21 protein-coding genes and 1 pseudogene are annotated in these 23489 nt (G+C 68.6%); 12 read left to right on the top strand and 10 right to left on the bottom strand.

Annotation, left to right across the window (positions count from 1 at the left end; all coding sequences use genetic code 11):
* Positions 1 to 78 precede the first annotated feature (78 nt).
* Genes A8G18_RS05615 through holA form a run of 3 tightly spaced genes read left to right on the top strand, consistent with a single transcriptional unit; the run spans position 79 to position 4287 of the window.
* A complete protein-coding gene (locus tag A8G18_RS05615) occupies positions 79 to 933 on the top strand; it encodes a ComEA family DNA-binding protein (protein ID WP_064063069.1) in 855 nt (284 codons plus the stop codon).
* Between the two features lie 28 nt (positions 934 to 961).
* Positions 962 to 3319, top strand: a complete 2358-nt coding sequence (locus tag A8G18_RS05610) for a DNA internalization-related competence protein ComEC/Rec2 (protein ID WP_064063082.1) — start codon at positions 962 to 964, stop codon at positions 3317 to 3319.
* Complete coding sequence (gene holA / locus A8G18_RS05605; protein ID WP_064063068.1) at positions 3316 to 4287, top strand: DNA polymerase III subunit delta; 972 nt, start codon at positions 3316 to 3318, stop codon at positions 4285 to 4287. The genes A8G18_RS05610 and holA overlap by 4 nt, the downstream gene beginning before the upstream one ends.
* 130 nt (positions 4288 to 4417) lie before the next feature.
* On the opposite strand, the gene rpsT is transcribed toward holA, so the two are convergent.
* Positions 4418 to 4678 (bottom strand): 30S ribosomal protein S20, encoded by a 261-nt coding sequence (gene rpsT / locus A8G18_RS05600; RefSeq protein WP_016933984.1) that lies wholly within the window; start codon positions 4676 to 4678, stop codon positions 4418 to 4420.
* Between the two features lie 370 nt (positions 4679 to 5048).
* Here rpsT and A8G18_RS05595 point away from each other — a divergent pair, with 370 nt between their 5' ends.
* Positions 5049 to 5870, top strand: a complete 822-nt coding sequence (locus A8G18_RS05595) for an aquaporin (protein ID WP_064063067.1) — start codon at positions 5049 to 5051, stop codon at positions 5868 to 5870.
* 24 nt (positions 5871 to 5894) lie between these two features.
* Here the strand turns inward: A8G18_RS05595 and A8G18_RS05590 are convergent, their stop codons facing one another.
* Positions 5895 to 6551 carry a type II toxin-antitoxin system PemK/MazF family toxin gene (locus A8G18_RS05590; protein WP_064063066.1) on the bottom strand — a complete coding sequence of 219 codons (657 nt, stop codon included), beginning with the start codon at positions 6549 to 6551 and terminating at the stop codon, positions 5895 to 5897.
* 60 nt (positions 6552 to 6611) lie between these two features.
* On the opposite strand from A8G18_RS05590, the gene lepA reads away from it, so the two are divergent.
* Together lepA and A8G18_RS22320 are read left to right on the top strand one after the other, a co-directional pair.
* On the top strand, positions 6612 to 8510 hold the full coding sequence (gene lepA / locus A8G18_RS05585) for a translation elongation factor 4 (protein ID WP_425337691.1): 1899 nt from the start codon (positions 6612 to 6614) through the stop codon (positions 8508 to 8510).
* Between the two features lie 35 nt (positions 8511 to 8545).
* Positions 8546 to 9478: an NAD(P)H-dependent flavin oxidoreductase gene (locus tag A8G18_RS22320; protein ID WP_084421533.1), complete on the top strand. Its 933-nt coding sequence runs from the start codon at positions 8546 to 8548 to the stop codon at positions 9476 to 9478.
* A gap of 68 nt (positions 9479 to 9546) precedes the next feature.
* Here the strand turns inward: A8G18_RS22320 and A8G18_RS05580 are convergent.
* A pseudogene (locus tag A8G18_RS05580) lies at positions 9547 to 11487 on the bottom strand (glycoside hydrolase family 15 protein); the annotation flags it as partial.
* A gap of 66 nt (positions 11488 to 11553) precedes the next feature.
* Between A8G18_RS05580 and A8G18_RS05575 the strand changes: the two are divergent.
* From A8G18_RS05575 to A8G18_RS05555, 6 genes are all read left to right on the top strand, one after another.
* The gene (locus A8G18_RS05575) at positions 11554 to 11760 is read left to right on the top strand and encodes a hypothetical protein (protein WP_016935190.1); all 207 of its coding nucleotides are present in this window, start codon (positions 11554 to 11556) and stop codon (positions 11758 to 11760) included.
* A 172-nt stretch (positions 11761 to 11932) separates the two neighbouring features.
* Positions 11933 to 12025, top strand: a complete 93-nt coding sequence (locus tag A8G18_RS23625) for an Ms4533A family Cys-rich leader peptide (RefSeq protein ID WP_332307017.1) — start codon at positions 11933 to 11935, stop codon at positions 12023 to 12025.
* Positions 12026 to 12177: 152 nt separating this feature from the next.
* A complete protein-coding gene (locus A8G18_RS05570) occupies positions 12178 to 13206 on the top strand; it encodes a sulfate ABC transporter substrate-binding protein (protein WP_064063064.1) in 1029 nt (342 codons plus the stop codon).
* Positions 13207 to 13320: 114 nt separating this feature from the next.
* A complete protein-coding gene (cysT, locus tag A8G18_RS05565; protein WP_016933374.1) occupies positions 13321 to 14118 on the top strand; it encodes a sulfate ABC transporter permease subunit CysT in 798 nt (265 codons plus the stop codon).
* Positions 14115 to 14921, top strand: a complete 807-nt coding sequence (cysW, locus tag A8G18_RS05560; protein WP_016933375.1) for a sulfate ABC transporter permease subunit CysW — start codon at positions 14115 to 14117, stop codon at positions 14919 to 14921. The genes cysT and cysW overlap by 4 nt, the downstream gene beginning before the upstream one ends.
* Positions 14918 to 15916, top strand: coding sequence for a sulfate/molybdate ABC transporter ATP-binding protein (locus A8G18_RS05555; protein ID WP_064063063.1), 999 nt, complete (start codon positions 14918 to 14920; stop codon positions 15914 to 15916). Before cysW ends, A8G18_RS05555 begins: the two co-directional genes overlap by 4 nt.
* Positions 15917 to 15922: 6 nt before the next feature.
* On the opposite strand, the gene A8G18_RS05550 is transcribed toward A8G18_RS05555, so the two are convergent.
* From A8G18_RS05550 to A8G18_RS05520, 7 genes are all read right to left on the bottom strand, one after another.
* On the bottom strand, positions 15923 to 16801 hold the full coding sequence (locus A8G18_RS05550; RefSeq protein WP_016933377.1) for a universal stress protein: 879 nt from the start codon (positions 16799 to 16801) through the stop codon (positions 15923 to 15925).
* A gap of 96 nt (positions 16802 to 16897) precedes the next feature.
* Positions 16898 to 17788, bottom strand: coding sequence for a polyphosphate kinase 2 (ppk2, locus tag A8G18_RS05545; RefSeq protein WP_016933378.1), 891 nt, complete (start codon positions 17786 to 17788; stop codon positions 16898 to 16900).
* A 103-nt stretch (positions 17789 to 17891) separates the two neighbouring features.
* Positions 17892 to 18635: a sirohydrochlorin chelatase gene (locus A8G18_RS05540; RefSeq protein WP_064063062.1), complete on the bottom strand. Its 744-nt coding sequence runs from the start codon at positions 18633 to 18635 to the stop codon at positions 17892 to 17894.
* The gene (locus tag A8G18_RS05535) at positions 18632 to 19966 is read right to left on the bottom strand and encodes a sulfate adenylyltransferase subunit 1 (RefSeq protein ID WP_016933380.1); all 1335 of its coding nucleotides are present in this window, start codon (positions 19964 to 19966) and stop codon (positions 18632 to 18634) included. The genes A8G18_RS05540 and A8G18_RS05535 overlap by 4 nt, the downstream gene beginning before the upstream one ends.
* Before the next feature lie 2 nt (positions 19967 to 19968).
* The gene (gene cysD, locus A8G18_RS05530) at positions 19969 to 20913 is read right to left on the bottom strand and encodes a sulfate adenylyltransferase subunit CysD (RefSeq protein ID WP_064063061.1); all 945 of its coding nucleotides are present in this window, start codon (positions 20911 to 20913) and stop codon (positions 19969 to 19971) included.
* The gene (locus A8G18_RS05525; protein WP_064063060.1) at positions 20910 to 21635 is read right to left on the bottom strand and encodes a phosphoadenylyl-sulfate reductase; all 726 of its coding nucleotides are present in this window, start codon (positions 21633 to 21635) and stop codon (positions 20910 to 20912) included. Before A8G18_RS05525 ends, cysD begins: the two co-directional genes overlap by 4 nt.
* Before the next feature lie 49 nt (positions 21636 to 21684).
* Positions 21685 to 23403 carry a nitrite/sulfite reductase gene (locus A8G18_RS05520; protein ID WP_016933793.1) on the bottom strand — a complete coding sequence of 573 codons (1719 nt, stop codon included), beginning with the start codon at positions 23401 to 23403 and terminating at the stop codon, positions 21685 to 21687.
* Positions 23404 to 23489: the final 86 nt, after the last annotated feature.

Here is a 23489-nt window from a genome sequence, read left to right as displayed (position 1 = left end):
ATACGAGTCATCCACAGCCCCGGCCGGATCGGTGGCGACACGGGACCCGGCCGGTGTGGACGCCGTTAGCGTCGCGGCATGGCGAGCAGTGACCACCGTGACCTCGCGCGCACCCGTCTCGGCGCGATCACACGTTCCTCGGCGGACATGCCTGCGGAACCGTCCTGGACGAACGGCAGGCCGACGAACGACGACCATCCCTGGGCGGATCCGGACGGCGACGACGAACCCGTTCACTCCGGTGCCGTCCGGGAGCGGTTCGCCGATCGGCTGACCGCCGCGCGGTGGGACACGGGACGGCGGGGGACCGCTGCTCTCGCAGGGATCGGAGTGCTCGCTGCCACTGTGGCCCTCGTCGTCGTATGGCGCGACCGTCCCGTCGCCGAACCGGTGCCACCCCTCCCGCGGGTCGAGGTCGTGGAATCGGCCGAGCCTTCGGACGCGCTCCGGCCGAGGGCGGCAGAGGCGGCACAACCGGGTACGGCCGAGATCGTCGTCAGCGTCGTCGGGGCGGTGGCACGCCCCGGCCTCGTGCGGCTGCAACCCGGCACGCGCGTCGCGGACGCGCTCGACGCTGCCGGTGGTGCTGCGGACGGAGCCGATCTCGTGGGACTGAACCTGGCCCGGCGGGTGGCCGACGGCGATCAGATCGTCGTGGGAATCGCTCCGCCCCAACCTGTTCCGAATACCAGTGGAATCGTGGGCGCGCAGCCGTCGGGTGCCGGTCCGACGGAGGCAGGTGGGCTGCTGAACCTCAATGCGGCCGACGAGGCCACGCTCGACGCCCTGCCCGGAGTCGGACCGGTGACGGCTGCGGCGATCGTGTCGTGGCGGGACGCGAACGGACCGTTCACGGACGTCGAACAACTCGGTGAGGTCGACGGGATCGGACCGGCGCGGTTGGCGAGGTTGCGTGAACTGGTCACCGCGTGACGATGCGGCTGCGCGAACCGGTGATCGCGTGACCGCACGCGGCGATACCGCGGTCCCGACGGTTCTCGACGCGCGGCTGGTGCCGTGTGCGCTCGCCGCGTGGGGCGTGACCCTGCTGGCCTTGTACACCGGCTGGCGGATCGTGAGCGTCGTGGCGCTCGTCGCCGTCGTCGGGTGCGCGGTGACGGCCCGTCTCGTCGCGACCGGCCGCCTGCGGCGCGTCGGTGCGGGGGTCCTCCTCGCGGTATCGGCCGTCGTCGCGGGATTCGGGTCGGCCGCCGGACTGCGGATGTGGGCGGCCGATCATCACCCGATCGCTTCCGCAGCGGAGACCGGATCGTGGGCCACCGTCGTTCTCGTCCCGACCGACGACCCGCGACGCATCCGGGCGGCGGCGTTCGACGGCACGCCCCGGGTGCGTATTCCGGCACGCCTCGAGCACGTGACGACGGGCGGGCGGGCCCTCGACACCGGAGGATCGGTGATGGTCTTCGCGCCGGCCGACTCGTGGGGTGATCTTCTACCGGCGCAACAGGTCACCGCACGTGTGCGAGCGGCACCGCACACCGGGCCGGGCACCACGGTGGCGGTGCTCCGAGCGGAGACCGCGCCGACGGTGATCGGCGCACCACCGGTGTGGCAGCGGTGGGCCGGAACGGTACGAGAGCGCCTCGCGCAAGTGGGTTCCGCCGTGCTTCCCGATGATCGGGCCGGCCTGCTGCCCGGTCTCGTGGTGGGGGACACCACGGCGCTGACCGACGAGGTCCGCGAGGACTTCCGGGTGGCCGGACTGACGCACTTGACGGCCGTATCGGGCGCCAATGTCGGCGTCGTACTCGGAGCGGTGCTGCTGCTCGTGCGCGCGGTCGGACTCGGTCCGCGTTCCGGGACCGTTCTCGCCGCAACGGCTCTCGTCGCGTTCGTCGTCGTGGTCCGTCCGTCGGCGAGCGTGGTGCGTGCTGCGGCGATGGGATCGATCGGTCTGCTGGCGTTCGTGACGGGCCGTGAGCGACAGGCACTTCCCGCCCTGTGTGCGGCGGTCGGCGTGTTGCTCGTGCTGATGCCGGATCTCGCCGTCGATGTCGGGTTCGCGTTGTCGGTGTCCGCTACGGCAGCGCTGATCGTCGCCGTACCGCCCGTGGTGGCTCGACTCACGGATCGCGGGTGGCCGCGGCCCGTTGCGGAGGTCACGGCGATGTCGCTGGTCGCCTTCGCGGCGACCGCGCCTCTCGTCGCGGCGGTGAGCGGGACGGTGAGCGTCGTGTCGGTGGTGGCCAACTGTCTCGTCGCCCCGGTGCTCGCGCCGCTGACGGTCCTCGGCGCGCTCGTAGCGATGGCCGCCTGCATCTTCCCGTGGGCGGGTGAGGTACTCGCACGTGGCACAGGTCCGTTCCTGTGGTGGCTGATCACGGTGGCGGACCGAGCGGCGTCCTTGCCGTCGGCCGAACTGGAGGTGCCCGACGGGCCGGCGGGAGCCGTCACCGCAGCCCTGGTGATCGCCACTGCATGGTCGGTGGTCCGTCACCGGCGAGCGCGGGTGGCGGCTCTCGTGATCGCGCTGGCGATCGCAGCGGTGTGGCTGCCGGTGCGTGTGCTGAGGCCCGGCTGGCCCGGAGCCGAATGGGTGCTCGTCGCATGCGATGTCGGCCAAGGCGATGCGCTGGTGCTGGCTGCGGGGGACGGACGCGCCGTCGTCGTCGACACCGGGCCCGAGCCGGAGCCCATCGACCGGTGCCTGCGCCGGTTGCGGATTCGTGAGGTCGCGTTGATCGTGCTGTCGCACCTGCACGCCGACCACACGGGTGGGCTCCGCGGTGTCCTCGACGGGCGGTCCGTGGAGGCGGTCGTGGTCGGTCCGGGTGTTGCGGATGACGGGGCCGCCGAAGGCCTCCGGCCGGCGACCGAGATCGGTGTCGCCGTGCGGGAAGTGCGTGCCGGTGCGGTGCTGCGCGCGGGCGACCTCGACATCCGGGTGCTCGGCCCCGATACGCCGGGGACGGGCCGCTCCGAGAACGACGACTCTCTCGTCCTGGCGGTCGAGACCGTCGTGGGGCGGATCCTGCTCCCGGGTGACGCCGAGGAGTCCGCGCTCGATGCGCTCGTACGATCCGGCATCGACGTGCGTGCGGAGGTGCTGAAGGTGCCGCACCACGGATCCCGCACCACGCCCGAGCGTTTCCTCACCGCCGTGCGGCCGAGCGTCGCCGTCGTCAGCGCCGGACGCGACAATCTCTTCGGGCACCCGCACCCCGAGATCGTCGCGACGCTGGCTGCAGTGGGGACGCGCGTGCTGCGTACCGACCTGCACGGCGACGTCGCCGTGGTCCGTGCCGCTTCCGGGGCGCTCGCGGTGGTGTCGGACGTGCGTGGCACGATCGAACCGTGAGCGACGCGTCCCTGCATCTGGTCCTCGGTGAGGAAGAACTGCTCGTCGACCGTGCTGTCGCGCAGATCGTGTCCGACGTCCGCACGCGCAGCGACACTCCGGGCGATCTACCGGTCTCCCGGCTCCGCGCGGGCGACGCCGGTGTCCCCGAACTGGCCGAGCTGCTGAGCCCGTCGCTGTTCGCCGAGGAGCGCATCGTGATCCTCGAATCCACCGCCGACGCCGGGAAGGACGCCGCGGCGCTCATCCTCGACGTCGCGGCCGATCCGCCCCCGGGCGTGACGCTGGTGATCCTCCACAGCGGTGGGGGCCGCACCAAGACGATGGTGCCCGCGCTCCGCAAGTGCGGCGCCGAGGAACACATGTGTGCCGCTCCCGCGAAAGCGGGGGAGAAGGCCGCCTGGGTGCGCACGTTCGTCCACAAGGAGTTCCAGGCCGCGGGCGTACGGGTCTCCGGCGACGTCGAACAGCTCGTCATCGAAGCAGTGGGATCCGACCTCCGCGAACTCGCTGCCGCGTGCGGCCAGCTCGTGGCCGACACGGGCGGCAAGATCGACGCCGCAGCCGTGCGGCGCTACTACTCCGGCAAGGCCGAGGTGTCGGGATTCGATGTGGCCGAGAAGGCCGTGGCCGGTGACACCGCCGGAGCGCTCGAAGCGCTGCGATGGGCGATGCACCGCGGCGTCGCCCACGTATTGCTCGCCGATGCCCTCGCCGATGCCGTTCACACCATCGCCCGTGTCGGCTCGGCCGGTCGGGGCGACCCGTTCTCACTCGCCTCGTCGCTCGGCATGCCGCCGTGGAAGGTCAAGAAGGCTCAGGCCCAAGCGCGGACGTGGGCGCCGGCGTCCATCGGCACGGCGCTCACGGTGGTGGCCGCTCTCAACGCCGACGTCAAAGGGGCGGCGGCCGATCCGGATTACGCGCTCGAACACGCCGTGCGGGTCATCTCGCAGTTGGCGGCCTGAGCCGTCCGCGCGCCTCACTCGGTTTCGGGGCGACCGGCACCGTGTGGCATCCGACGCCACTGAGGCCGTCCCCTGCGGGGGACGGCCTCAGTGAAGCAGAGCCTGCGTCTACTACCTCGGAGCGATGAACTCAGAGCTTGTTGGCAAGCTTCGCGAGAGCAGACTTCTTGTTGGCGGCCTGGTTGGGGTGGATGACACCCTTGCTGGCAGCCTTGTCGAGCTGACGGCTGGTGGCGACGAGGAGCTCGTTGACCTTGTTCTTGTCGCCGGCGGCCGCAGCCTCGCGGAACGAACGGATCGCCGTACGCAGCGACGACTTCACCGACTGATTCCGGAGTCGGTTGCGCTCGTTGGTGCGAATCCGCTTCACCTGGGACTTGATGTTGGCCACGCGTAAAATCCTGTCGTCTTGCTGGTAGCTGGTAGGAAAGCTCTGGGTGCATCCGAGCACCGATGGACAAGGCTACCAAGAGCGGTTCCCAAAGCCCAAACCGGTGGAGAATGCACCCTCGTCACCAGCGCTGATGTTTCCTACGAGACAGTCCCCGTCCGATCGACGGTGTTGTCGTGCCTGGGTCGACGCTTCCTCGCCTGCTGCCCGGGCGGACACGCCACAGCGCACGATGTCGTTGTCGAGGTGACGACGCTTGCGTAGTCTGCGTCACAGCGCGAACGGCGCGTTCGCCCAGCGGTGCATCGACTCGAAGTGTTCTACCACCAGGTTCCGCCTGCGTGCGGAGCCGCGAACATCGAGGTGACCCATGGAACCCCCACGCGATCCCGAATCCCGGCTCGACGAAGATCTCGCGCGCGAGACGTCCCTGGAAATCCGTGATCCCGGTGAGTTCTCCGACCTGCGGAAGTACGTGGCGGAGGCCATCGGGACGTTTCTTCTGGTGTTCTCCGCGGTGGGTACCGCAGTGTTCGCCGGAAGCCGTGTCGGCCAGCTCGGCGTCGCATTGGCGTTCGGCCTGACCCTGCTGTTCCTCGTGTACACCATCGGCCCGATCTCCGGGTGCCACGTGAACCCGGCGGTGACGCTGGGGCAACTCATCGTCGGGCACGTGACCCCGGTGCGTGCCGTGGGCTACTGGATCGCGCAGGTCGTCGGCGGCCTGATCGCCGGTCTGACGCTCTACGCGGTGGCATCGTCGCTGCCGAGCTACAACCGTGCCGCGGACGGCCTCGGGGCCAACGGCTGGGGTGCACACAGTCCCTCGGCCGTACGCGGCCCGCTCGGCGGTGTACTCCAGAACGGCTACGGCATCGGCGCGATGATCGTCGTCGAGGTCCTGCTCACCGCGGTACTGGTGTTCGTGGTGCTCGGTGCGACCGATCAGATCGCCGACGCACCGATCGCCGGCATCGCCATCGGGTTCACCCTCGCCGTGATCCACCTGATCTCGATCCCGATCGACAACACCTCGGTCAATCCCGCGCGCAGCCTGGCCGTCGCCTTCTATCAGGACGGCGCGCTCGGGCAGCTGTGGGCGTTCATCGTGTTCCCGCTCATCGGAGGCGCACTCGGAGCCCTCGTGTACACCTTCCTCTTCGGACGGCGATACGGGCTCAGAGCTTCCTGAATCCCCGATCGGGAGCGGCCCCGTTCAGCTCCAGCCGAACTCGGTGCGGAGCCGGACCGCGACCTGATCGAACCGTGCCCGGGGAAGGATCGCCCCCTCGCGGCGGATGCCGTCCTCCGGGACGTCGAGCACGCGATCGAGTCGAACCCAGCTCGGACGGTTCTCCACGTCCCACGGTCCGGAGCCGATCCCGAGCCAGTCGCGCTGACCGTCGCGGTCGGTGTTCGACGACAGCATCAGTCCGAGCAGCGTCGAGTCGTCGCGTCCCACCACGAGCACCGGGCGGTCCTTGCCCTGCGCCGGGTCGTCCTCGTAGGCCACCCAGGTCCACACGATCTCGCCCGGATCGGCGCGGCCGTCCAGGTCGGGGGAGTATTCGAGGCGGCGCGCACGCTGGGCGGTCGGCGTGGTGCGCGAGGCCACCGGCCGGCCGGGGGCCGGGCGCTTCGTGCCGGCGGGGGTCTTCGCAGCGCCGGGCTTCGGTGCCGCCGTCCCGGCAGCACCGGGCTTCGGTGCCTCGGTGGTACCGCTTCCGGAGGTGCCGGTCTGTGCGGTCGGGTTCAGCGCGGCGCGTGCCCTGTCGAGCGCTCCGGACTGCTGCAACTGCTGGTAGATCTTCGGTCCCTGCTCGACGGCGAGACGCCCGAGTTGCCTGCCCAACTTCTTCCATGTACCGGCCACGGGAACCGAGCTTAACCGGACCGGACACGGGCGAAGTCCCGGCCGCTGCCCGACTTGGATATTCTGCAGGGTGACCGCGGTCTGCAGGCCGCTGCCAGTCCGAGTCAGGAGCACGACATCAGCACCTTCGCCGACACCACGTTCACGGACCCCGCGAAGATCCGGAACTTCTGCATCATCGCGCACATCGACCATGGAAAGTCGACGCTCGCCGACCGGATGCTGCAGCTCACCGGGGTGGTCGAGGAGCGGCAGATGCGCGCTCAGTACCTCGACCGCATGGACATCGAGCGCGAGCGCGGCATCACGATCAAGGCGCAGAACGTGCGCCTGCCGTGGAAGCTCGACGGTGAAGACTTTGTGATGCATCTGATCGACACGCCCGGTCACGTCGACTTCACCTACGAGGTCTCCCGTGCGCTCGAGGCGTGCGAGGGGGCGGTCCTGCTCGTCGACGCCGCGCAGGGCATCGAGGCGCAGACCCTCGCCAACCTCTACCTCGCGCTCGACAAGGACCTGACGATCATCCCGGTCCTCAACAAGATCGACCTGCCCGCGGCCGATCCCGATCGGTACGCCGGCGAGATCGCGAACATCATCGGCTGCGAGCCGTCCGACGTGCTCCGGGTCTCGGGCAAGACCGGCGAGGGTGTCCCCGAACTCATCGACGCCGTGATCCGGCAGGTGCCGCCGCCGGTGGGCGACGCCGATGCGCCCGCCCGCGCCATGATCTTCGACTCCGTCTATGACACCTACCGCGGCGTCGTGACGTACGTGCGTGTGGTGGACGGCAAGATCGTCCCCCGCGAGAAGATCAAGATGATGTCGACGGGCACGACCCACGAACTGCTCGAGGTCGGCATCGTCTCGCCCGAACCCAAGGCCACCGCCGGACTCGGCGTCGGCGAGGTGGGCTACCTCATCACCGGCGTGAAGGACGTGCGCCAATCGAAGGTCGGCGATACCGTCACCACCGCCCGCAACGGTGCCGAGGAGCCGCTCACCGGCTACCGCGAACCGCGCCCGATGGTCTACTCCGGTCTGTATCCGCTCGACGGCTCCGACTACCCGGTGCTGCGCGACGCGCTCGACAAGCTCCAGCTCAACGACGCCGCGCTCACCTACGAACCCGAGACGTCCGTCGCCCTCGGCTTCGGTTTCCGCTGTGGCTTCCTCGGCCTGCTGCACATGGAGATCACCCGCGAGCGCCTCGAGCGCGAGTTCGGCCTCGACCTGATCTCCACCGCCCCGAACGTCGTGTACCGCGTGGTGCTCGAGGGCGGGGAGGAAGTCGTCGTGACGAACCCGTCCGTGTGGCCCGAAGGCAAGGCGCGCGAGATCTACGAACCGATCGTCAAGTGCACCATCATCGCGCCGAGCGAGTTCATCGGCTCGATCATGGAACTGTGCCAGTCGCGGCGCGGCGAGCTCGGCGGCATGGACTACCTGTCCGAGACCCGCGTCGAACTGCGGTACACGCTGCCGATGGCCGAGATCATCTTCGACTTCTTCGACTCACTCAAGTCGCGAACCCGCGGTTACGCCTCGATGGACTACGAGGAGGCCGGCGAGCAGCAGGCCGCGCTGGTGAAGGTCGACATCCTGCTCCAGGGTGAGGCCGTCGACGCGTTCAGCGCGATCGTCCACAAGGATGCCGCCGCCGCCTACGGCAACAAGATGACGACCAAGCTCAAGGAACTCATCCCGCGGCAGCAGTTCGAGGTTCCCGTCCAGGCGGCCATCGGCTCGAAGATCATCGCCCGCGAGAACATCCGGGCGATCCGCAAGGACGTTCTCGCCAAGTGCTACGGCGGCGACATCAGCCGTAAGCGCAAGCTGCTCGAGAAGCAGAAGGAAGGCAAGAAGCGGATGAAGACGATCGGCCGGGTCGACGTGCCACAGGAAGCGTTCGTCGCCGCGCTCTCGTCGGAGGCCTCGTCGGACAAGCCGAAGAAGTAGCCGTCCCTGCTCCGACGCCCATCGGAAGGATTCGCATGCTCGACACCTGGCTCACCCGTGAACTCGGAATCTCCGTTCCCCTGCTGGGCGCGCCCATGGGTGGACGGGCCGGCGGGCGGCTCGCCGGCGAGGTGACCCGTGCCGGCGGTCTCGGCCTCATCGGCGCCGCCCGGTACAACACCGCCGAGTGGATCGCGGGGGAGGTCCGCACCGCCCGCGAGATCGGAGGCGGACCTGTCGGATTCGGCCTGATGACCTGGGCGCTCGCCGACGACGACAGCCTCCTCACCGCCGTGCTCGACCACCGGCCGCAGCTGGTCACGCTCTCGTTCGGCGATCCCGCACCCTACATCGCGCGGGTCCACGAGGCAGGGGCCGTGGTGCTCTCGCAGATCAACACGATCGACGATCTGCGGGTCGTCGAGGCGGCGGGTGTCGACGCGGTGATCGCGCAGGGCCACGAGGCCGGTGGGCACACCGGCAGGATCGGCACCCTGCCGCTGCTGCAGGAGGTGCTCGAGTCGACGTCGCTGCCGGTACTCGCCGCAGGTGGCATCGCCACGGGTCGCGGCCTGGCGGCGGTGCTCGCGGCGGGTGGGCAGGGCGCCCTGGTCGGTACGGCCCTGCTCGCCAGTCCCGAGACCGTCGGCCCGGACTACGCCCGCGGCCGGCTCGTCGAGGCGGGCAGCGCCGACACCGTCTACACCGACGTCTTCGACAAGGCCCGGCACCAGCCGTGGCCGGCGCGATGGGGTGGACGCGCCCTGCGCAACGCGTTCACCGACGAATGGCATGGCCGGGACGCCGACGAGGAGACCCTCACGGAGGTGTACACGGGCGACGATCCCGACATCGGTGTGGTGTACGCGGGGGAGGCGGCCGGGCTGGTGCGGTCCGAGCGGCCCGCGGGCGAGGTGATCCGGGACATTGCCGAACAGGCGGAATCGCTGCTGTCCCGGTTCCGCTGAGGTGTGACATCGGCGCGGACGCCCCCGCTCGAGTCGAATTCGACGTGATCCGGCCGTAGCTCGGGGCGGTCGCGCGCCGGCCGGAAGTTGCCCGCTCCGATCTCGCGTTCGGCGCGGATGACATGGACGACGGCGTTGATGAGCGCCAGATGGGTGAAGGCCTGAGGGTAGTTCCCCAGATGCCGTCCCGTGTCGGTGTCGATCTCCTCGGCGTAGAGCTTCAACGGACTCGCGAAGTCGAGCAGACGTTGACACAGTGCGGCGGCCCGCTCCACCTCACCGATCTCGACCAGCGCCGACACCAGCCAGAACGAGCAGATGGTGAACGAGCCCTCCTTGCCCGCGAGCCCGTCGTCGGTCGTCTCGACCCGATAGCGCAGTACGAGCCCGTCCTCGGTGAGTTCGTCGGCGATCGTCAGCACCGTGGCCCGCACCCGCGGATCGTCCGCGGGCAGGAACCGCAGCAACGGGATCAGCAGCGCGGAGGCGTCGAGTGAGGGATGCCCGTAGCGCTGAGTGAACACCCCGCGTTCGTCGACGCCGTGCTCGAGGATGTCGGCCTTGATCTCGTCGGCGACGGCTGCCCACTTCCGGGCGTAGTCGGGCCGGCCCTGGAGTTCGGCGAGTTTCGCGCCGCGGTCGAGTGCCACCCAGCACATCACCTTCGAGGACACGAAGTGCTGGGGTTCGCCCCGCACCTCCCAGATGCCCCGGTCGGGCTTGCGCCAGTTGGCCGCTGCTTCTTCCACCTGCCGGCGCAGCGTGTGCAGCAACGTCTGGGGAAAGTGTCCGCGGGACTTCACGTGCAGATACACCGAATCGAGCAGCGTGCCCCAGATGTCGTGCTGCTGTTGGTGATAGGCGTCGTTGCCGATCCGGACCGGGGTGGCGCCGTCGTACCCGCTCAGATGCTCGAGGGTCGACTCGGGCAGTTCGCGCTCACCACCCACCCCGTACATCACCTGAAGTGGATATCGCACCCCGTCCGCGTCGCGCGAGACGTCGAGGATGAACGAGAAGAAATCGTCGGCCTCCCGATCGAACCCGAGTGTGTACAGGCCCCACAACGCGAAGGTCGAATCGCGCACCCACGCGTAGCGGTAGTCCCAGTTGCGCTCTCCGCCAGGGGTTTCCGGTAGCGATGTGGTCGACGCGGCGAGCAGCGCCCCGGTCGGGCTGTAGGTCAGTCCCTTGAGTGTGAGGGCGCTGTGCTGCAGGTAGGTGCGCCAGGGGTGATCCGGGAATCGGCCCGTCGTGATCCATTCCCGCCAGTAGTCCTGGGTGGCGACCATCTTGGCCATGGCCTCGTCGAAGGTGTGCGGCATCGGGCAGTCCGACCACGCCAGTGCGACGAACGCCGTGTCGCCCTTGTGGAGTCGACGCCGCGCGCGGACCTCGCGGTTCTCGATCCCGAGGCGCAGATCCGTGGTCATGCGCAGCGTCGGGTGCTCGTCCGGTGCGTTCCTGCACACCGCGGTGGCCTCTTCGTAGACCTTGCCGGTGTAGCTCCACTCGGTCCGGCCGCGGTGGTAGTCGAAGGCAGGTTCGCAGCTGACATACAGGTCCACGGTCCCGTTCACGCAACGCACCGTCCGCAGCAGCATGTGCTCGGCCTCCCAGTCGGACGGGGTCCGGCGATGCGTCGTCGAGCGCTCCTCGACGTCGTACCAGGGGGCCATGACCAGCGCGTCCCGCACGATCATCCATCCCGTGTCGGTCTGCCAGGTCGTCTCCAGGACCAGGCCGCCCGGCAGGTACCGGCGTGCGGCAGGAACCGTGCGGTCGTGCGGCGACAACCGGAAATGTCCCGCGCTGCGGTCCAGCAGCGACCCGAACACGCTGGGGGAGTCCGGTCTGGGCACACACATCCACTCCACCGTGCCGTCGCGCGCGATCAGGCAGGTGCTCTCGCAGTCCGAGAGGAATGCGTAGTCGTCGATGGGTGGGAACGGACTCCGCCGGAAGGGTGCCCCTGCCGGCGGTGAGGAGGAGTGGTGATGGTGGTCCATCCCTCCATGATCACCGTGGGCCGGGCGGATCGCAGGGTGGTTGCCGAACCTACTAGGGTGTAGCCAATGGATCGGGTGGCATCGTGGTGGGACGGCTTCGAGCTGTGGCTCGCGGGCCTGTCCTTCGTCCCCCAGGTGGCCCTGGTATCGGCGGTGCTGGTGCCGGCCTGCTTCGGGGTCGCATGGTCGCTCGATCGGGCGATGGCCGGCGTCTTCCGACTGCTCGGCCGTGAAGAGACGGACTCGCCCGCCACGACGACGGAGGATTGCTGACATGCCGCGTTCGCGCGTGACCCTGGCGCTGATCGCGCTGCTGATCATCGTCGTCGTCGCATGGCTCCTCTCCATGTGAGCACTCCGCTCGCGGATCCGGTTCCGGTGCTCGATCCGCGGTGTCCGAATCGTCGATTCCGGTCGACCTTCCACCTCTGCTAGTCTCTCCCGCGTGTCCGCGACCACAGTGCCCCACATCCGCCATGAACTGGCGTTGATCGCTGTGGGCATGCCTTCGGTCGCCGACATCGACTGTTGTCGCTGACCCCCCTCTTCTCTGCGGTCCCCGTGTCCGGGTCTGCCCGGTTCCTGCCGGTTCCGCATCCTCGCGAATTCCGACCTGTCCGATCCCGGCAGCTCCTCGTCCGGGTCAGGCCGCATTCATTCCCCTCGAAACAGCCCCTCAGGAGGCTCGTCATGAAACGTTCCAGGCTCGTCGTCGCGACGCTCGCGGCGGTCACCGCGATCACCACCCTGACCGCCTGCTCCGGAGGTTCGAGCGACACCGTCGGAGCGGAGAGCGGGGCCGACGGATCCGGCGGCACGGTCGATCTCTACGCCTACGCGGTGCCGAAGGTCGGGTTCGACCTGCTGATCCCCGCCTTCCAGGAGACCGAGGAAGGGGAGGGCGTCGTCTTCCAGCAGTCCTACGGGGCCTCCGGAGACCAGTCCCGGAAGGTGCGCGACGGCGCCGAGGCCAACTTCGTGAACTTCTCGGTCGAGCCCGACATCACCCGTCTCGTCGACGCCGGACTGGTCGACGAGGGGTGGAACGACAACGCCTACAAGGGGATTCCGTTCGGATCGGTCGTCACCATCGTGGTCCGTGAGGGCAATCCGAAGAACATCCGCGACTGGGACGACCTGCTCCGTCCGGACGTCGAGGTCGTCACGCCCAACCCGTTCAGTTCGGGTTCGGCGAAGTGGAATCTGCTCGCGCCCTACGCCGCGAAGAGCAACGGTGGCGCCGACCCGCAGGCCGGCATCGACTACGTCACCGCGTTGGTCACCGATCACGTGAAGGTGCAGCCGAAGTCCGGTCGCGAGGCCACCGAGACCTTCCTCCAGGGCACCGGCGACGTGCTGCTGAGCTACGAGAACGAGGCACTGTTCATCGAGCGCAACGGCGACCCCGTCGAGCACGTCACCCCGCCCGTCACCTTCAAGATCGAGAACCCTGCGGCGGTGCTGAAGAACGCGAAGGATGTCGAGGTCGCGCAGGCGTTCAACGACTTCCTGTACACCCCCGAGGCGCAGCGTCTGTGGGCCGAGGCCGGCTTCCGGCCCGTCGACCCGGCCGTCGCCGAGGAGTTCGCCGACGAGTTCCCGCAGCCGGAGACGCTGTGGACGGTCGCCGACCTCGGCGGCTGGGACACCGTGAACGAGGAGCTGTTCGCCGACAGCACCGGTACCATCGCGGTGATCTACGACAACGCCACGAAGTAGAGCACGCGCGTGACCGTTTCGGAACACACCGCCGGGTCGGGAGATTCGTCTCCCGCTCCGGCGGGTTCGCGTCGCGGGCCGTCCACTGCGGCCCCCGCCCGGCCGCGACGCCGGATGTTCACCGGCGCCGTCGGGCCCCTCGGTATCGGCATCGCCACCCTGTGGTTGAGCCTGATCGTCCTGCTTCCCCTCGCAGCCCTGGCCTTCCACTCCGTCTCGGACGGACTCGGAACGTTCGTCGATGCGATCACCGCGCCCGCCGCCCTCGCGACCCTGCGGATCACCGTCGTCGTCTCGCTGGTCGTCGCGGCGATCAACGCCGTGATGGGCACAGTGATCGCGTGGGTGCTCGTCCGTGACGAGTTCCCGGGGAAGAAGTTCGTCGACGCACTCATCGACTTGCCCTTCGCCCTGCCCACGATCGTCGCGAGCATCGTGCTGCTCTCGCTGTACGGACCGCAGAGCCCGATCGGTGTGCAGCTCAACGCGACCGAGCCGGGACTGGTCGTGGCGCTGGCGTTCGTCACGCTGCCGTTCGTGGTGCGCTCCGTGCAGCCGGTGCTCATCGAAGCCGACCGTGAGGTCGAGGAGGCCGCCGCCTCGCTCGGCGCCGGCAACGTCACGATCTTCCGCACGGTGGTCCTGCCGGTGCTCGCACCGGCGATCCTCGGCGGCACCGGGCTGGCCTTCGCCCGCGCCATCGGTGAGTACGGCTCGATTGTGCTCATCGGCGGCAACATCCCCTACAAGACGCAGGTCGCGTCGCAGTACATCCAGCAGCAGATCGAGATCGACCGATCGGTCAACGCCGCCGCGGTCTCCGTCGCGCTGTTGGTGCTCGCGTTCGTCGTGCTGTTCGTTCTGCGCCTGGTCGCGAACCGCGGATTGCGCCGAGAGGAGGACGACCGGTGAAACCGTCCCTCGCATCCCGACTGTCGCTGCGCTTCGTCGCGCTCGCCTATCTGTTCGTGCTGTTGCTCGTCCCGATCGGGGTGATCCTCTACCGCACCTTCGAGAACGGCATCGTGGCGTTCGCCGAGTCGATCAGCACCCCGGCGGCGATCTCGGCGCTGAACCTGTCGCTGCTGATCGTCGCGATCGTCGTTCCCCTGAACGTGCTCTTCGGCATCGTGGTCGCGCTGGCGCTCGTCCGCGGCCGATTCCCGGGGCGGGGACTGCTGCAGGCCGTCGTCGACCTGCCCTTCGCCGTCTCACCGATCGTCGTGGGTGTCGCGCTGATCATGCTGTGGGGCGCCAACGGCTGGTTCGGTGCCGTCGAGGATCTCGGCGTCAAGGTGATCTTCGGGCTGCCGGGCATGGTGCTCGCGACGATCTTCGTGACCCTGCCCTTCGTGGTGCGCGAGGTCGAACCGGTGTTGCGCGAGATCGGGGAGGAGCAGGAGCAGGCAGCCGCGACCCTCGGCGCGAACACGTGGCAGACCTTCTGGCGGATCACGCTGCCGGCGATCCGCTGGGGCCTGACCTACGGCATCGTCCTCACCGTCGCGCGAGCCCTCGGCGAGTTCGGCGCCGTCATCATGGTCTCGTCCGGCTTCCCCGGCGTCTCCCAGACGCTGACGTTGCTCGTCCACGCCCGGTACATCGACGACCACAACACCTTCGGCGCCTACAGCGCCGCGACCCTGCTCATGGCCATCGCGGTGATCGTCCTGCTGCTGATGACCCTGCTCGACCGGAAGAGGAGCACCGAATGATCACCGTCACCGGGGCGCGCAAGAACTACGGAGACTTCGCCGCACTCGACGACGTCGGCATCGACATCCCGTCCGGCTCGCTCACCGCGCTGCTCGGGCCGTCGGGTTCGGGGAAATCGACCCTGCTGCGCTCGATCGCCGGCCTCGAGACCCTCGACGCGGGCACCGTCCACATCGCCGGTGAGGACGTCACCGACATCTCCCCGCAGAAGCGCGACATCGGCTTCGTCTTCCAGCACTACGCGGCGTTCAAGCACATGACGGTGCGTGAGAACGTCGCCTTCGGACTGAAGATCCGAAAACGCCCCAAGGCCGAGATCACCAGGCGGGTCGACGAACTCCTCGAGATCGTCGGGCTCGGCGGATTCCAGCGACGCTATCCGGCACAGTTGTCCGGCGGCCAGCGCCAGCGCATGGCGCTCGCCCGAGCCCTCGCCGTCGATCCGCAGGTGCTGCTGCTCGACGAGCCGTTCGGTGCGCTGGACGCGAAGGTCCGCGCCGACCTGCGCACCTGGCTGCGTCGCCTGCACGACGAGGTCCACGTCACCACTGTGCTGGTGACGCACGACCAGGAGGAGGCGCTCGACGTCGCCGACCGCATCGCGGTGATGAACGCCGGACGTATCGAGCAGATCGGAACACCCGAGGAACTCTATGATCGCCCGGCGAACAGCTTCGTCATGTCGTTCCTCGGGACGGTGTCCGAACTCGACGGTGTGCTGGTGCGCCCGCACGACATCCGGCTGACTCGGCAGCCCACCCTCTCCGAGACGTCCGGTGAAGCTGTCGGTGTCACGCGGGCGACCGTCGAGCGTGTCGTCCGGCTGGGCTTCGAGGTGCGTGTCGAACTGCGCAACGATGCGACCGGCGGGCAGTTCACGACGCAGATCACCCGCGGCGAAGCTCAGAACCTGGGACTCGTCGCCGGCGACACGGTCTACGCGCACGCCCCGGCTGCGTCGGAGGACGAACCTCTCGGTACCCTCGCGCCGTGAACGGGGTCAGTGGGCTTCCGCACCCGCTTCCGCACGGCGCCGGGCCCTGCAGATCATGACCGGACAGCAGCTGTGGTGGATCAGCCCTTGGCTGCTCGAGCCCACGATCGAGGCGGCCAGAGGGCTTCGGCCGTGGCTTCCCACCACGACGAGCTGGGCGGTCTTCGACTCCTCGAGCAGCACGATGTCGGGCTTGCCCCGCTCCACCCGGTAGGAGACGTCGACGTCGGGATACTGCTCGGTGTATCCGGCCGTGTTCGTGATCATCTCCTTCTTCCGGTACTCGACATAGGCCGACCAGTCCCTGAATCGTGAGCCCTCGCCGTATGTCAGGGTCGACTGCTCGGTCCAGGTGTGGAGCACGACGAGCGGCGCCTCGAGCGCACACGCGGTCGCGAAGGCCTGTTCCACGGCGGCCGCACTGAGCTCGGTACCGTCCACCCCGACGACGACCGGACGGCCGTCGGGCGGCCGGAACCCCTCCCGGCTGCGCCACGTCACCACCGGGCATTCGGCGTTGTTGGCGACGGATACGACGTCGGAGCGCCGGACCATCGACTGCCATTCGCTGGTGGTGGTGTGTCCGAGAACGATCATCCTTGCCTCGCGCGACAGTTCGGTGAGCACGCGATCCGGTTTGCCCGACGGCGTGGACCGTCGAACCTCGACCCGGTCGACCGCGCCACGAACCGCTGCTTCCGCGGTGGTGAGAACGGCCTCCGACGGGTCGGTGCCGTTGTCGGAGGTGGGGGGATGAACGTGGACCAGGTCGATCGGTTCGCCGAGACGTCGGGCAACGCAGGCGGCCCACCGGGCCGCATCGAGTGCGCTGTCCGATCCGTCGATGCCGACGACGATTCCGTGACCGACATTGGCTGTGCCCATGCTGCCTCCTCACGTCACCATCCAGTGTGGTACGGATCACAGCGTGTGCGCCAGCCCTGCCGGTCCCGGCAGGTGCGGAACACCGCTACGGAGGTCCTAGTCGCCGACGGCATCCTTGCCGCGCCGGACGATCATCGGGTCGGCCGGGAAGACGATCTGGCGGTCCTTGTCGTCGTACTCGAACTGGTCGAGGAAGAACCGCATCGCGTTGATCCGGGCCCGCTTCTTGTCGTTGGACTTGATGGTCGTCCACGGCGCCCAGTCGGTGTCGGTGCGCCGGAACATCTCTTCCTTCGCGTCGGTGTACTGGTCCCATTTGTCGAGCGACTCGAGGTCCATCTCCGACAGCTTCCATCGCCGGACCGGATCGAGCTGGCGGATCGCGAAGCGGGTGCGCTGTTCCCTCCGGGTGACGGAGAACCAGAACTTCGTCAGAGTGATGCCGGCGTCCACGACGAGCTGTTCGAACATCGGGACCTGTTCCATGAAGCGCTCGTATTCGTCGTCGCTGCAGAAGCCCATGACGCGTTCGACCCCGGCGCGGTTGTACCAGGACCGGTCGAACAGTACGAGTTCACCGGCGGTGGGGAAGTGCTGAATGTAGCGCTGCAGGTACCACTGACCGTGCTCGCGGTCGGACGGCTTGTTGAGCGCGACGGTGCGGGCGTGCCGGACGTTGATGTACTCCTGGAACCGTTTGATCGTGCCGCCCTTGCCGGCGGCGTCGCGGCCCTCGAACACGATGATGTGCTTGGATCCGTTGTCCTTGGCCCACGACTGGAACTTCAGCAGTTCGATCTGCAGGAGATACTTCTCGACCTCGTAGGTGGCGCGATCCATCCGAGTGTCGTACGGATAGTTCTCCCGCCAGGTGTCGACGGCCTTGCCCTCGATGTCGATCAGGTCGGGGTCCTCGCCGTGGTCGTCGCGCACCGAGTAGCCCTCCGTGCGGAGCCGATCGATGTAGCGACGGAGTTCGTTCTGCACGCGCGGTCCTCCCGGATCACGGATATCGAGTGACGCCCTGTGGTTACGTTGTAGCGGAGGAATGCGAATCGCGGGTGAACTCGGACGGAGAGTCGGTGGCGACTCAGGCCACGCGCAGCTCGTGTCCCCGACGCAGGGTCTCGGTGTACCGCTCGGTGATCACCCGCGCGACGGCGTCGTGCCGGGTGAGGGTCTGCGCGACCCGCACGTGCCCGAGGTTTTCGGCGGCGGTGCGGGCGCGATCCCACAGCAGCCCTGGGGCGAGGATCCACGGTGTCAGCACGACGGTGCGGGCGCCGCGAGAGGTGAGGGTGTCGAGGGTCGCCTCGACCGACGGCGCCGTGGTGGCGAAGCACGCCGCGGCCCGCGTCCACGCCGTGCCGGCGAGAATGCGGGGCACGACCAGTTCCGTCGTCCGGTTCGCTTCGGGGCGCCGCGATCCCACCGCGCACACCGCGACTCCCACGGACGGATCGTCCACCGACACACCCGTCGCCGTGATCAGGTCGCGAGCCGCGTCGACGAGGAGGTCGTCGTCGCCGAGGATCGGTGAGCACAGCACCTCGAGCAGCGGATGACGTTGCTGCGCCTCGTGCAACAGGGCCGGCAGATCGACCCGCGCGTGGAAGGCGCTGCCGAGCAGCAGCGGCACCACCGCGACCTGCCGATGCCCGTCCGCGGCGAGCGCGTCGAGGACCTGCCCGACCGACGGGGTGTTCAGGTCCAGGAACGCGAGTCGCACGTCCAGACCGGGATTCTCGGCCCGGACGGTGTCGAGCGCAGCAGCCACGGCCCGCGCCGATCGCGGGTCGCGACTGCCGTGCGCGACGGCGACGAGCGGCATCATGCCGGGACGCGGTCCCCGAGCTCGATGTCGGCGAGTCCGTCGCCCACGAGTCCGGCGGCGAGGGTGTTGCCCCCGGCCGGATCGATGAGCAGGAAGCTGCCGCTGCGACGGTTGACGCGGTAGTCGTCCGCGGCGATCGGCTCTGCGACACGCACCGTGATGCGCGCGATCTCGTTGAGCTCGATGCTCTCCGGGCTGGGGACGGAGGAGAGGTTCTGCTCGTCGAACCGCTCGTCGATCGTCCCGACGATGGCCTGCGTGGTGCGGGTGCCGTGCTTGAGCAGCAGCCGGGCGCCGGGGCGCAACGGCTTCTCGGCGAGCCAGCACACGGTGGCCTCGAACTCGGACAGCGGCTCCGGTGCGGCCTCCGGTGTGGCGATGATGTCGCCGCGGGAGACGTCGACGTCGTCGGCGAGCACCAGCGTCACCGACCGGCCGGCGTGCGCGACATCGAATGCGCCGTCGGCACTGTCGATGCGCTCGACGGTGGTGCGGACACCGGACGGCAGCACGACGACCTCGTCGCCGGGACGCACGGAACCCGCTGCGACCTGACCCGCGTAGCCGCGGTAGTCGGGGAACTCCGCCGTGCGGGGACGGATCACGTACTGCACCGGGAAGCGCAGACCGGTCTCGTGCCGGCCGTGCACATCCGCGTCGACGGGGACCGACTCGAGATACTCGATGAGGGTCGGACCGTCGTAGTAGGGCGTGTTCTCGCTGCGCACCGCCACGTTGTCGCCGTGCAGCGCGGAGACCGGGATCTCCTGCACGTCCTCGGTCGCCCAGCCGAGCGAACTCGTCAGCTCGCCGAACTCCGCGGAGATCTGCGCGAACACCGCGGCCGGATCCTCGACGAGGTCGATCTTGTTGACCGCGAGGACCAGCTTCGGCACACCGAGCAGGGCGAGCACCGCGGCGTGCTTGCGGGTCTGCGAGACGACGCCCTTGCGCGCGTCGACCAGCAGGACGACGAGCTGCGCGGTGGACGCACCCGAGACGGTGTTGCGGGTGTACTGGACATGGCCGGGGGTGTCCGCCAGGACGAAACTGCGCTTCGGTGTGGCGAAGTAGCGATACGCCACGTCGATGGTGATGCCCTGCTCACGCTCGGCGCGCAGGCCGTCGACGAGCAGCGACAGGTCGGGGGTGTCGAGGCCGCGATCGACCGACGCGCGGGTGACGGCGTCGATCTGGTCGGCGAGCACGGACTTGGTGTCGTACAGCAGCCGGCCCACCAGGGTGGACTTGCCGTCGTCGACCGAACCGGCGGTGGCGAGGCGCAGCAGCTGCGTGTCGCTCTGCACGGCCCGCTCGTGGAGGTCGCTCATGATCAGAAATAGCCCTCTCGCTTGCGGTCTTCCATCGCCGCTTCGGAAACCCGGTCGTCGCCGCGGGTGGCGCCGCGCTCGGTCAGTCGTGATGCCGCGACCTCGGCGAGGATCTCCTCGTTCGTGGAGGCCTCGGACAGGATCGCGCCGGTGGTCGATCCGTCGCCGACGGTGCGGTAGCGCACCGAACGCGTCTCGAGCTCTTCGCCTTCGGACGGGCCGCCCCAGACACCCGGGGTCATCCACATGCCGTCGCGGCGGTAGACGGGACGCTCGTGCGCGTAGTAGATGCTCGCCAGGTCGACGTTCTCGCGGGCGATGTACCGCCAGATGTCGAGTTCGGTGAAGTTGCTCAGCGGGAAGACGCGCACGTGCTCACCGGGTGCGTGCTTCCCGTTGTACAGATTCCACAGTTCGGGACGCTGACGCTTCGGGTCCCACTGGCCGAATGCGTTGCGCAGCGAGAAGATCCGCTCCTTGGCGCGCGAACGCTCCTCGTCGCGGCGGCCACCGCCGAAGACGGCGTCGAACCGGTTCTCCGAGATCGCGTCGAGCAGCGGCACGGTCTGCAGCGGGTTGCGGATGCCGTCGGGACGCTCGGTGAGCCGGCCGTCGGCGAGATAGTCCTCGACGCTCGCGACGTGCAGTCGCAGGTTGTACTTCGAGACCACGTGGTCGCGGAACTCGAGGACCTCGGGGAGGTTGTGGCCGGTGTCGACGTGCAGCAACGCGAAGGGCAGCGGTGCCGGCCAGAAGGCCTTGATCGCCAGGTGCAGCAGGACGGTGGAGTCCTTGCCTCCGGAGAACAGGATGACGGGTCGTTCGAACTCGCCCGCGACCTCGCGGAAGACGTGGATCGCCTCCGACTCGAGGGCATCGAGGGTGTCGAACCGGTTGCCGTCCGACAGTGTCCGGGCTTCGGTGGGATTCGTATCGGTGAGTGTCATGAGGCGTGCAACCCGCATTCGGTCTTGGCTCGGCCGGCCCAGCGCCCGCTGCGCGGATCGGCTCCGGGAAGTGGTTTGGTGGTGCACGGGGCGCACCCGATGGACGGGTAGCCCTCGTCGACGAGGGGATTGACGAGGATCCCGTGTTCGTCGATGTAGTTCTGCATGTCCTCGTCGGACCATGCCGCGATCGGATTGATCTTCACCAGCCCGAACGCGTCGTCGAACGAGACGAGCGGAGCGTTCGCGCGGGTGGGGGCCTCGACGCGGCGGATGCCGGTCACCCATGCGCGGTAGCCCTTCAGGCTCTCCGTCAGCGGCACCACCTTGCGCAGGCGGCAGCACTCGTTCGGATCGCGGGCGAACAGATCCTTGCCGAGCAGGTCGTCCTGCTCCGCGACCGACTGCTGTGCCTGCGCGTCGACGATGTTCACGCCGTACACCTGCGCCACCGCGTCACGTGTGCCGAGCGTCTCGGCGAAGTGGTAGCCGGTGTCGAGGAACAGCACGTCCACCCCGGGGCGCTGCTGCGCGGCGAGATGGACCAGGACCCCGTCCTGCATGTTGGACGCGACGATGTAGCCGCTGCGTCCGCTGTCGGTGGGGGTACCGAACGTCTCGTCCGTCCAACGCAGGAGTTCCTGCGCCGACGCACCCTCGAGTTCTGCCGCCCCCTGCGCGGCAATACTCCGGAGTTCGTCGATGTTCGTGTCGATCGTCATCGCGTCCCTTCCCGATCCGTCTTCGTGTCGCCCGCTGCAACAGTGCCGGTCATCGCAGGTCGGCCTCCTCGGCCCGGACGGCCCATTCGCCGAAACGCTCGCCCTCGGTGCGCTCCTTGACGAAAGTGCGCACCACCCGCTCGATGTAGTCGCCGAGTTCGGCGCTGGTGACCTTGTGCTGGCGCAGCTTGCGCCCGAACTTCGCGTCGAAGCCCAACGCACCGCCGAGATGCACCTGGAATCCCTCGACCTGGTTGCCCTCACCGTCGTCGACGAGCTGGCCCTTGAAGCCGATGTCGGCGATCTGGGAGCGCGCGCACGAGTTGGGGCAGCCGTTGATGTTGATCGTGACCGGGACGTCGAGCTGCGCGTTGATGTCGGCGAGCCGCTCCTCGAGTTCGGGCACCAGGGCCTGCGAACGCTTGCGTGTCTCGACGAAGGACAGCTTGCAGAACTCGATTCCCGTGCAGGCCATGAGATTCTTGCGCCACGGCGACGGCGAGGCCGGCAGACCCAGCGCCTCGAGCTCGGTGACGAGCTGCTCGACCTTGTCGTCGGCGACGTCGAGCACGATGAGCTTCTGGTAGGGCGTGAACCGGATCCGGTCGGAGCCCGCCCGCTCGGCGGCGTCGGCCACCGCGGACAGGATCGTGCCCGAGACACGGCCGGCGATCGGCGCGACCCCCACGGCGTTGAGGCCGTTGCGCAGCTTCTGGACGCCGACGTGGTCGATCGGACGCTCGGGAGCGGCCGGGGCCGGGCCGTCGATCAGCGGACGCTTCAGGTACTCGGTCTCGAGCACCTCGCGGAACTTCTCGATGCCCCAGTCCTTGATGAGGAACTTCAGGCGCGCCTTGGAGCGCAACCGGCGGTAGCCGTAGTCGCGGAAGATCGCGACGACGCCCTCCCACACGTCGGCGACCTCGTGTAGCGGGATCCACGCGCCGACCCGTTGCGCGAGCATCGGGTTGGTGGACAGACCGCCACCGACCCACAGATCGAAACCGGGACCGTGCTCGGGGTGCTCGACGCCGATGAAGGCGACGTCGTTGATCTCGTGCACGACGTCCTGCTGGCCGGAGATCGCGGTCTTGAACTTGCGCGGCAGGTTCGAGTACTCGGGGTTGCCGATGTAGCGGCGCACGATCTCGTCGATCGCCGGGGTGCCGTCGATGATCTCGTCGAGGGACTCACCGGCGAGCGGTGAACCGAGTACGACGCGGGGGCAGTCGCCGCACGCCTCGGTGGTCTTCAGGCCGACCGATTCGAGACGCCGCCAGATCTCCGGGACGTTCTCGACCTCGATCCAGTGGTACTGGACGTTCTGGCGGTCGGACAGGTCGGCGGTGTCGCGGCCGAACTCGGTGGAGATACCGGCGATCGTCCGCAGCTGGGTCACATTCAGGGCGCCGGCGTCGCAGCGCACCCGCATCATGAAGTACTTCGCCTCGAGCAGGTCGAGGTTCTCGTCGCCGGTGTACGTGCCGTCGTAGCCCTGCTCGCGCTGCGTGTACAGACCCCACCAACGGAACCGGCCGCGCAGGTCGCTCTTGTCGATGCCGTCGAAACCGGTGTGCGCGTAGATATCCTCGATACGCCGACGGACATTGAGCGGGTTGTCGTCCTTCTTCGCTTGCTCGTTCGCGTTGAGCGGCTCCCGGTAACCGAGGGCCCACTGTCCCTCGGCGCGGCGGTTGGCAGGTCGCGCAGTGCGGCGTGCGGGCTTGGCCGACTCGTCGGCGGGAGTGACGTCGGTGGTCGACGACATACAGGGTCTCCTGATGTTCGCTGGAACCGGATCGGCGAGCGCAGGAGGGGGCTGAACCTCGTGCACGCATGCTTCGACCCGGCGGG

The organism is Rhodococcus gordoniae (genome assembly GCF_001646655.1).
GTDB classification, from domain to species: domain Bacteria; phylum Actinomycetota; class Actinomycetes; order Mycobacteriales; family Mycobacteriaceae; genus Rhodococcus; species Rhodococcus gordoniae.
The sequence above is the reverse complement of the archived record's forward strand: the minus strand, read 5'-3'. Positions and strand labels throughout refer to the sequence as shown.

Coding starts and splice junctions, on each gene's coding strand:
- A8G18_RS05525 (WP_064063060.1), bottom strand. CDS start 21,635: ATGACGATCGACACGAACATCGACGAACTCCGGAGTATTGCCGCGCAG.
- A8G18_RS05535 (WP_016933380.1), bottom strand. CDS start 19,966: ATGAGCGACCTCCACGAGCGGGCCGTGCAGAGCGACACGCAGCTGCTG.
- A8G18_RS22320 (WP_084421533.1), top strand. CDS start 8,546: ATGCTCGACACCTGGCTCACCCGTGAACTCGGAATCTCCGTTCCCCTG.
- A8G18_RS05570 (WP_064063064.1), top strand. CDS start 12,178: ATGAAACGTTCCAGGCTCGTCGTCGCGACGCTCGCGGCGGTCACCGCG.
- cysD (WP_064063061.1), bottom strand. CDS start 20,913: ATGACACTCACCGATACGAATCCCACCGAAGCCCGGACACTGTCGGAC.
- cysT (WP_016933374.1), top strand. CDS start 13,321: ATGTTCACCGGCGCCGTCGGGCCCCTCGGTATCGGCATCGCCACCCTG.
- A8G18_RS05615 (WP_064063069.1), top strand. CDS start 79: ATGGCGAGCAGTGACCACCGTGACCTCGCGCGCACCCGTCTCGGCGCG.
- A8G18_RS05555 (WP_064063063.1), top strand. CDS start 14,918: ATGATCACCGTCACCGGGGCGCGCAAGAACTACGGAGACTTCGCCGCA.
- A8G18_RS05540 (WP_064063062.1), bottom strand. CDS start 18,635: ATGATGCCGCTCGTCGCCGTCGCGCACGGCAGTCGCGACCCGCGATCG.
- A8G18_RS05575 (WP_016935190.1), top strand. CDS start 11,554: ATGGATCGGGTGGCATCGTGGTGGGACGGCTTCGAGCTGTGGCTCGCG.
- A8G18_RS05595 (WP_064063067.1), top strand. CDS start 5,049: ATGGAACCCCCACGCGATCCCGAATCCCGGCTCGACGAAGATCTCGCG.
- A8G18_RS05520 (WP_016933793.1), bottom strand. CDS start 23,403: ATGTCGTCGACCACCGACGTCACTCCCGCCGACGAGTCGGCCAAGCCC.
- A8G18_RS05550 (WP_016933377.1), bottom strand. CDS start 16,801: ATGGGCACAGCCAATGTCGGTCACGGAATCGTCGTCGGCATCGACGGA.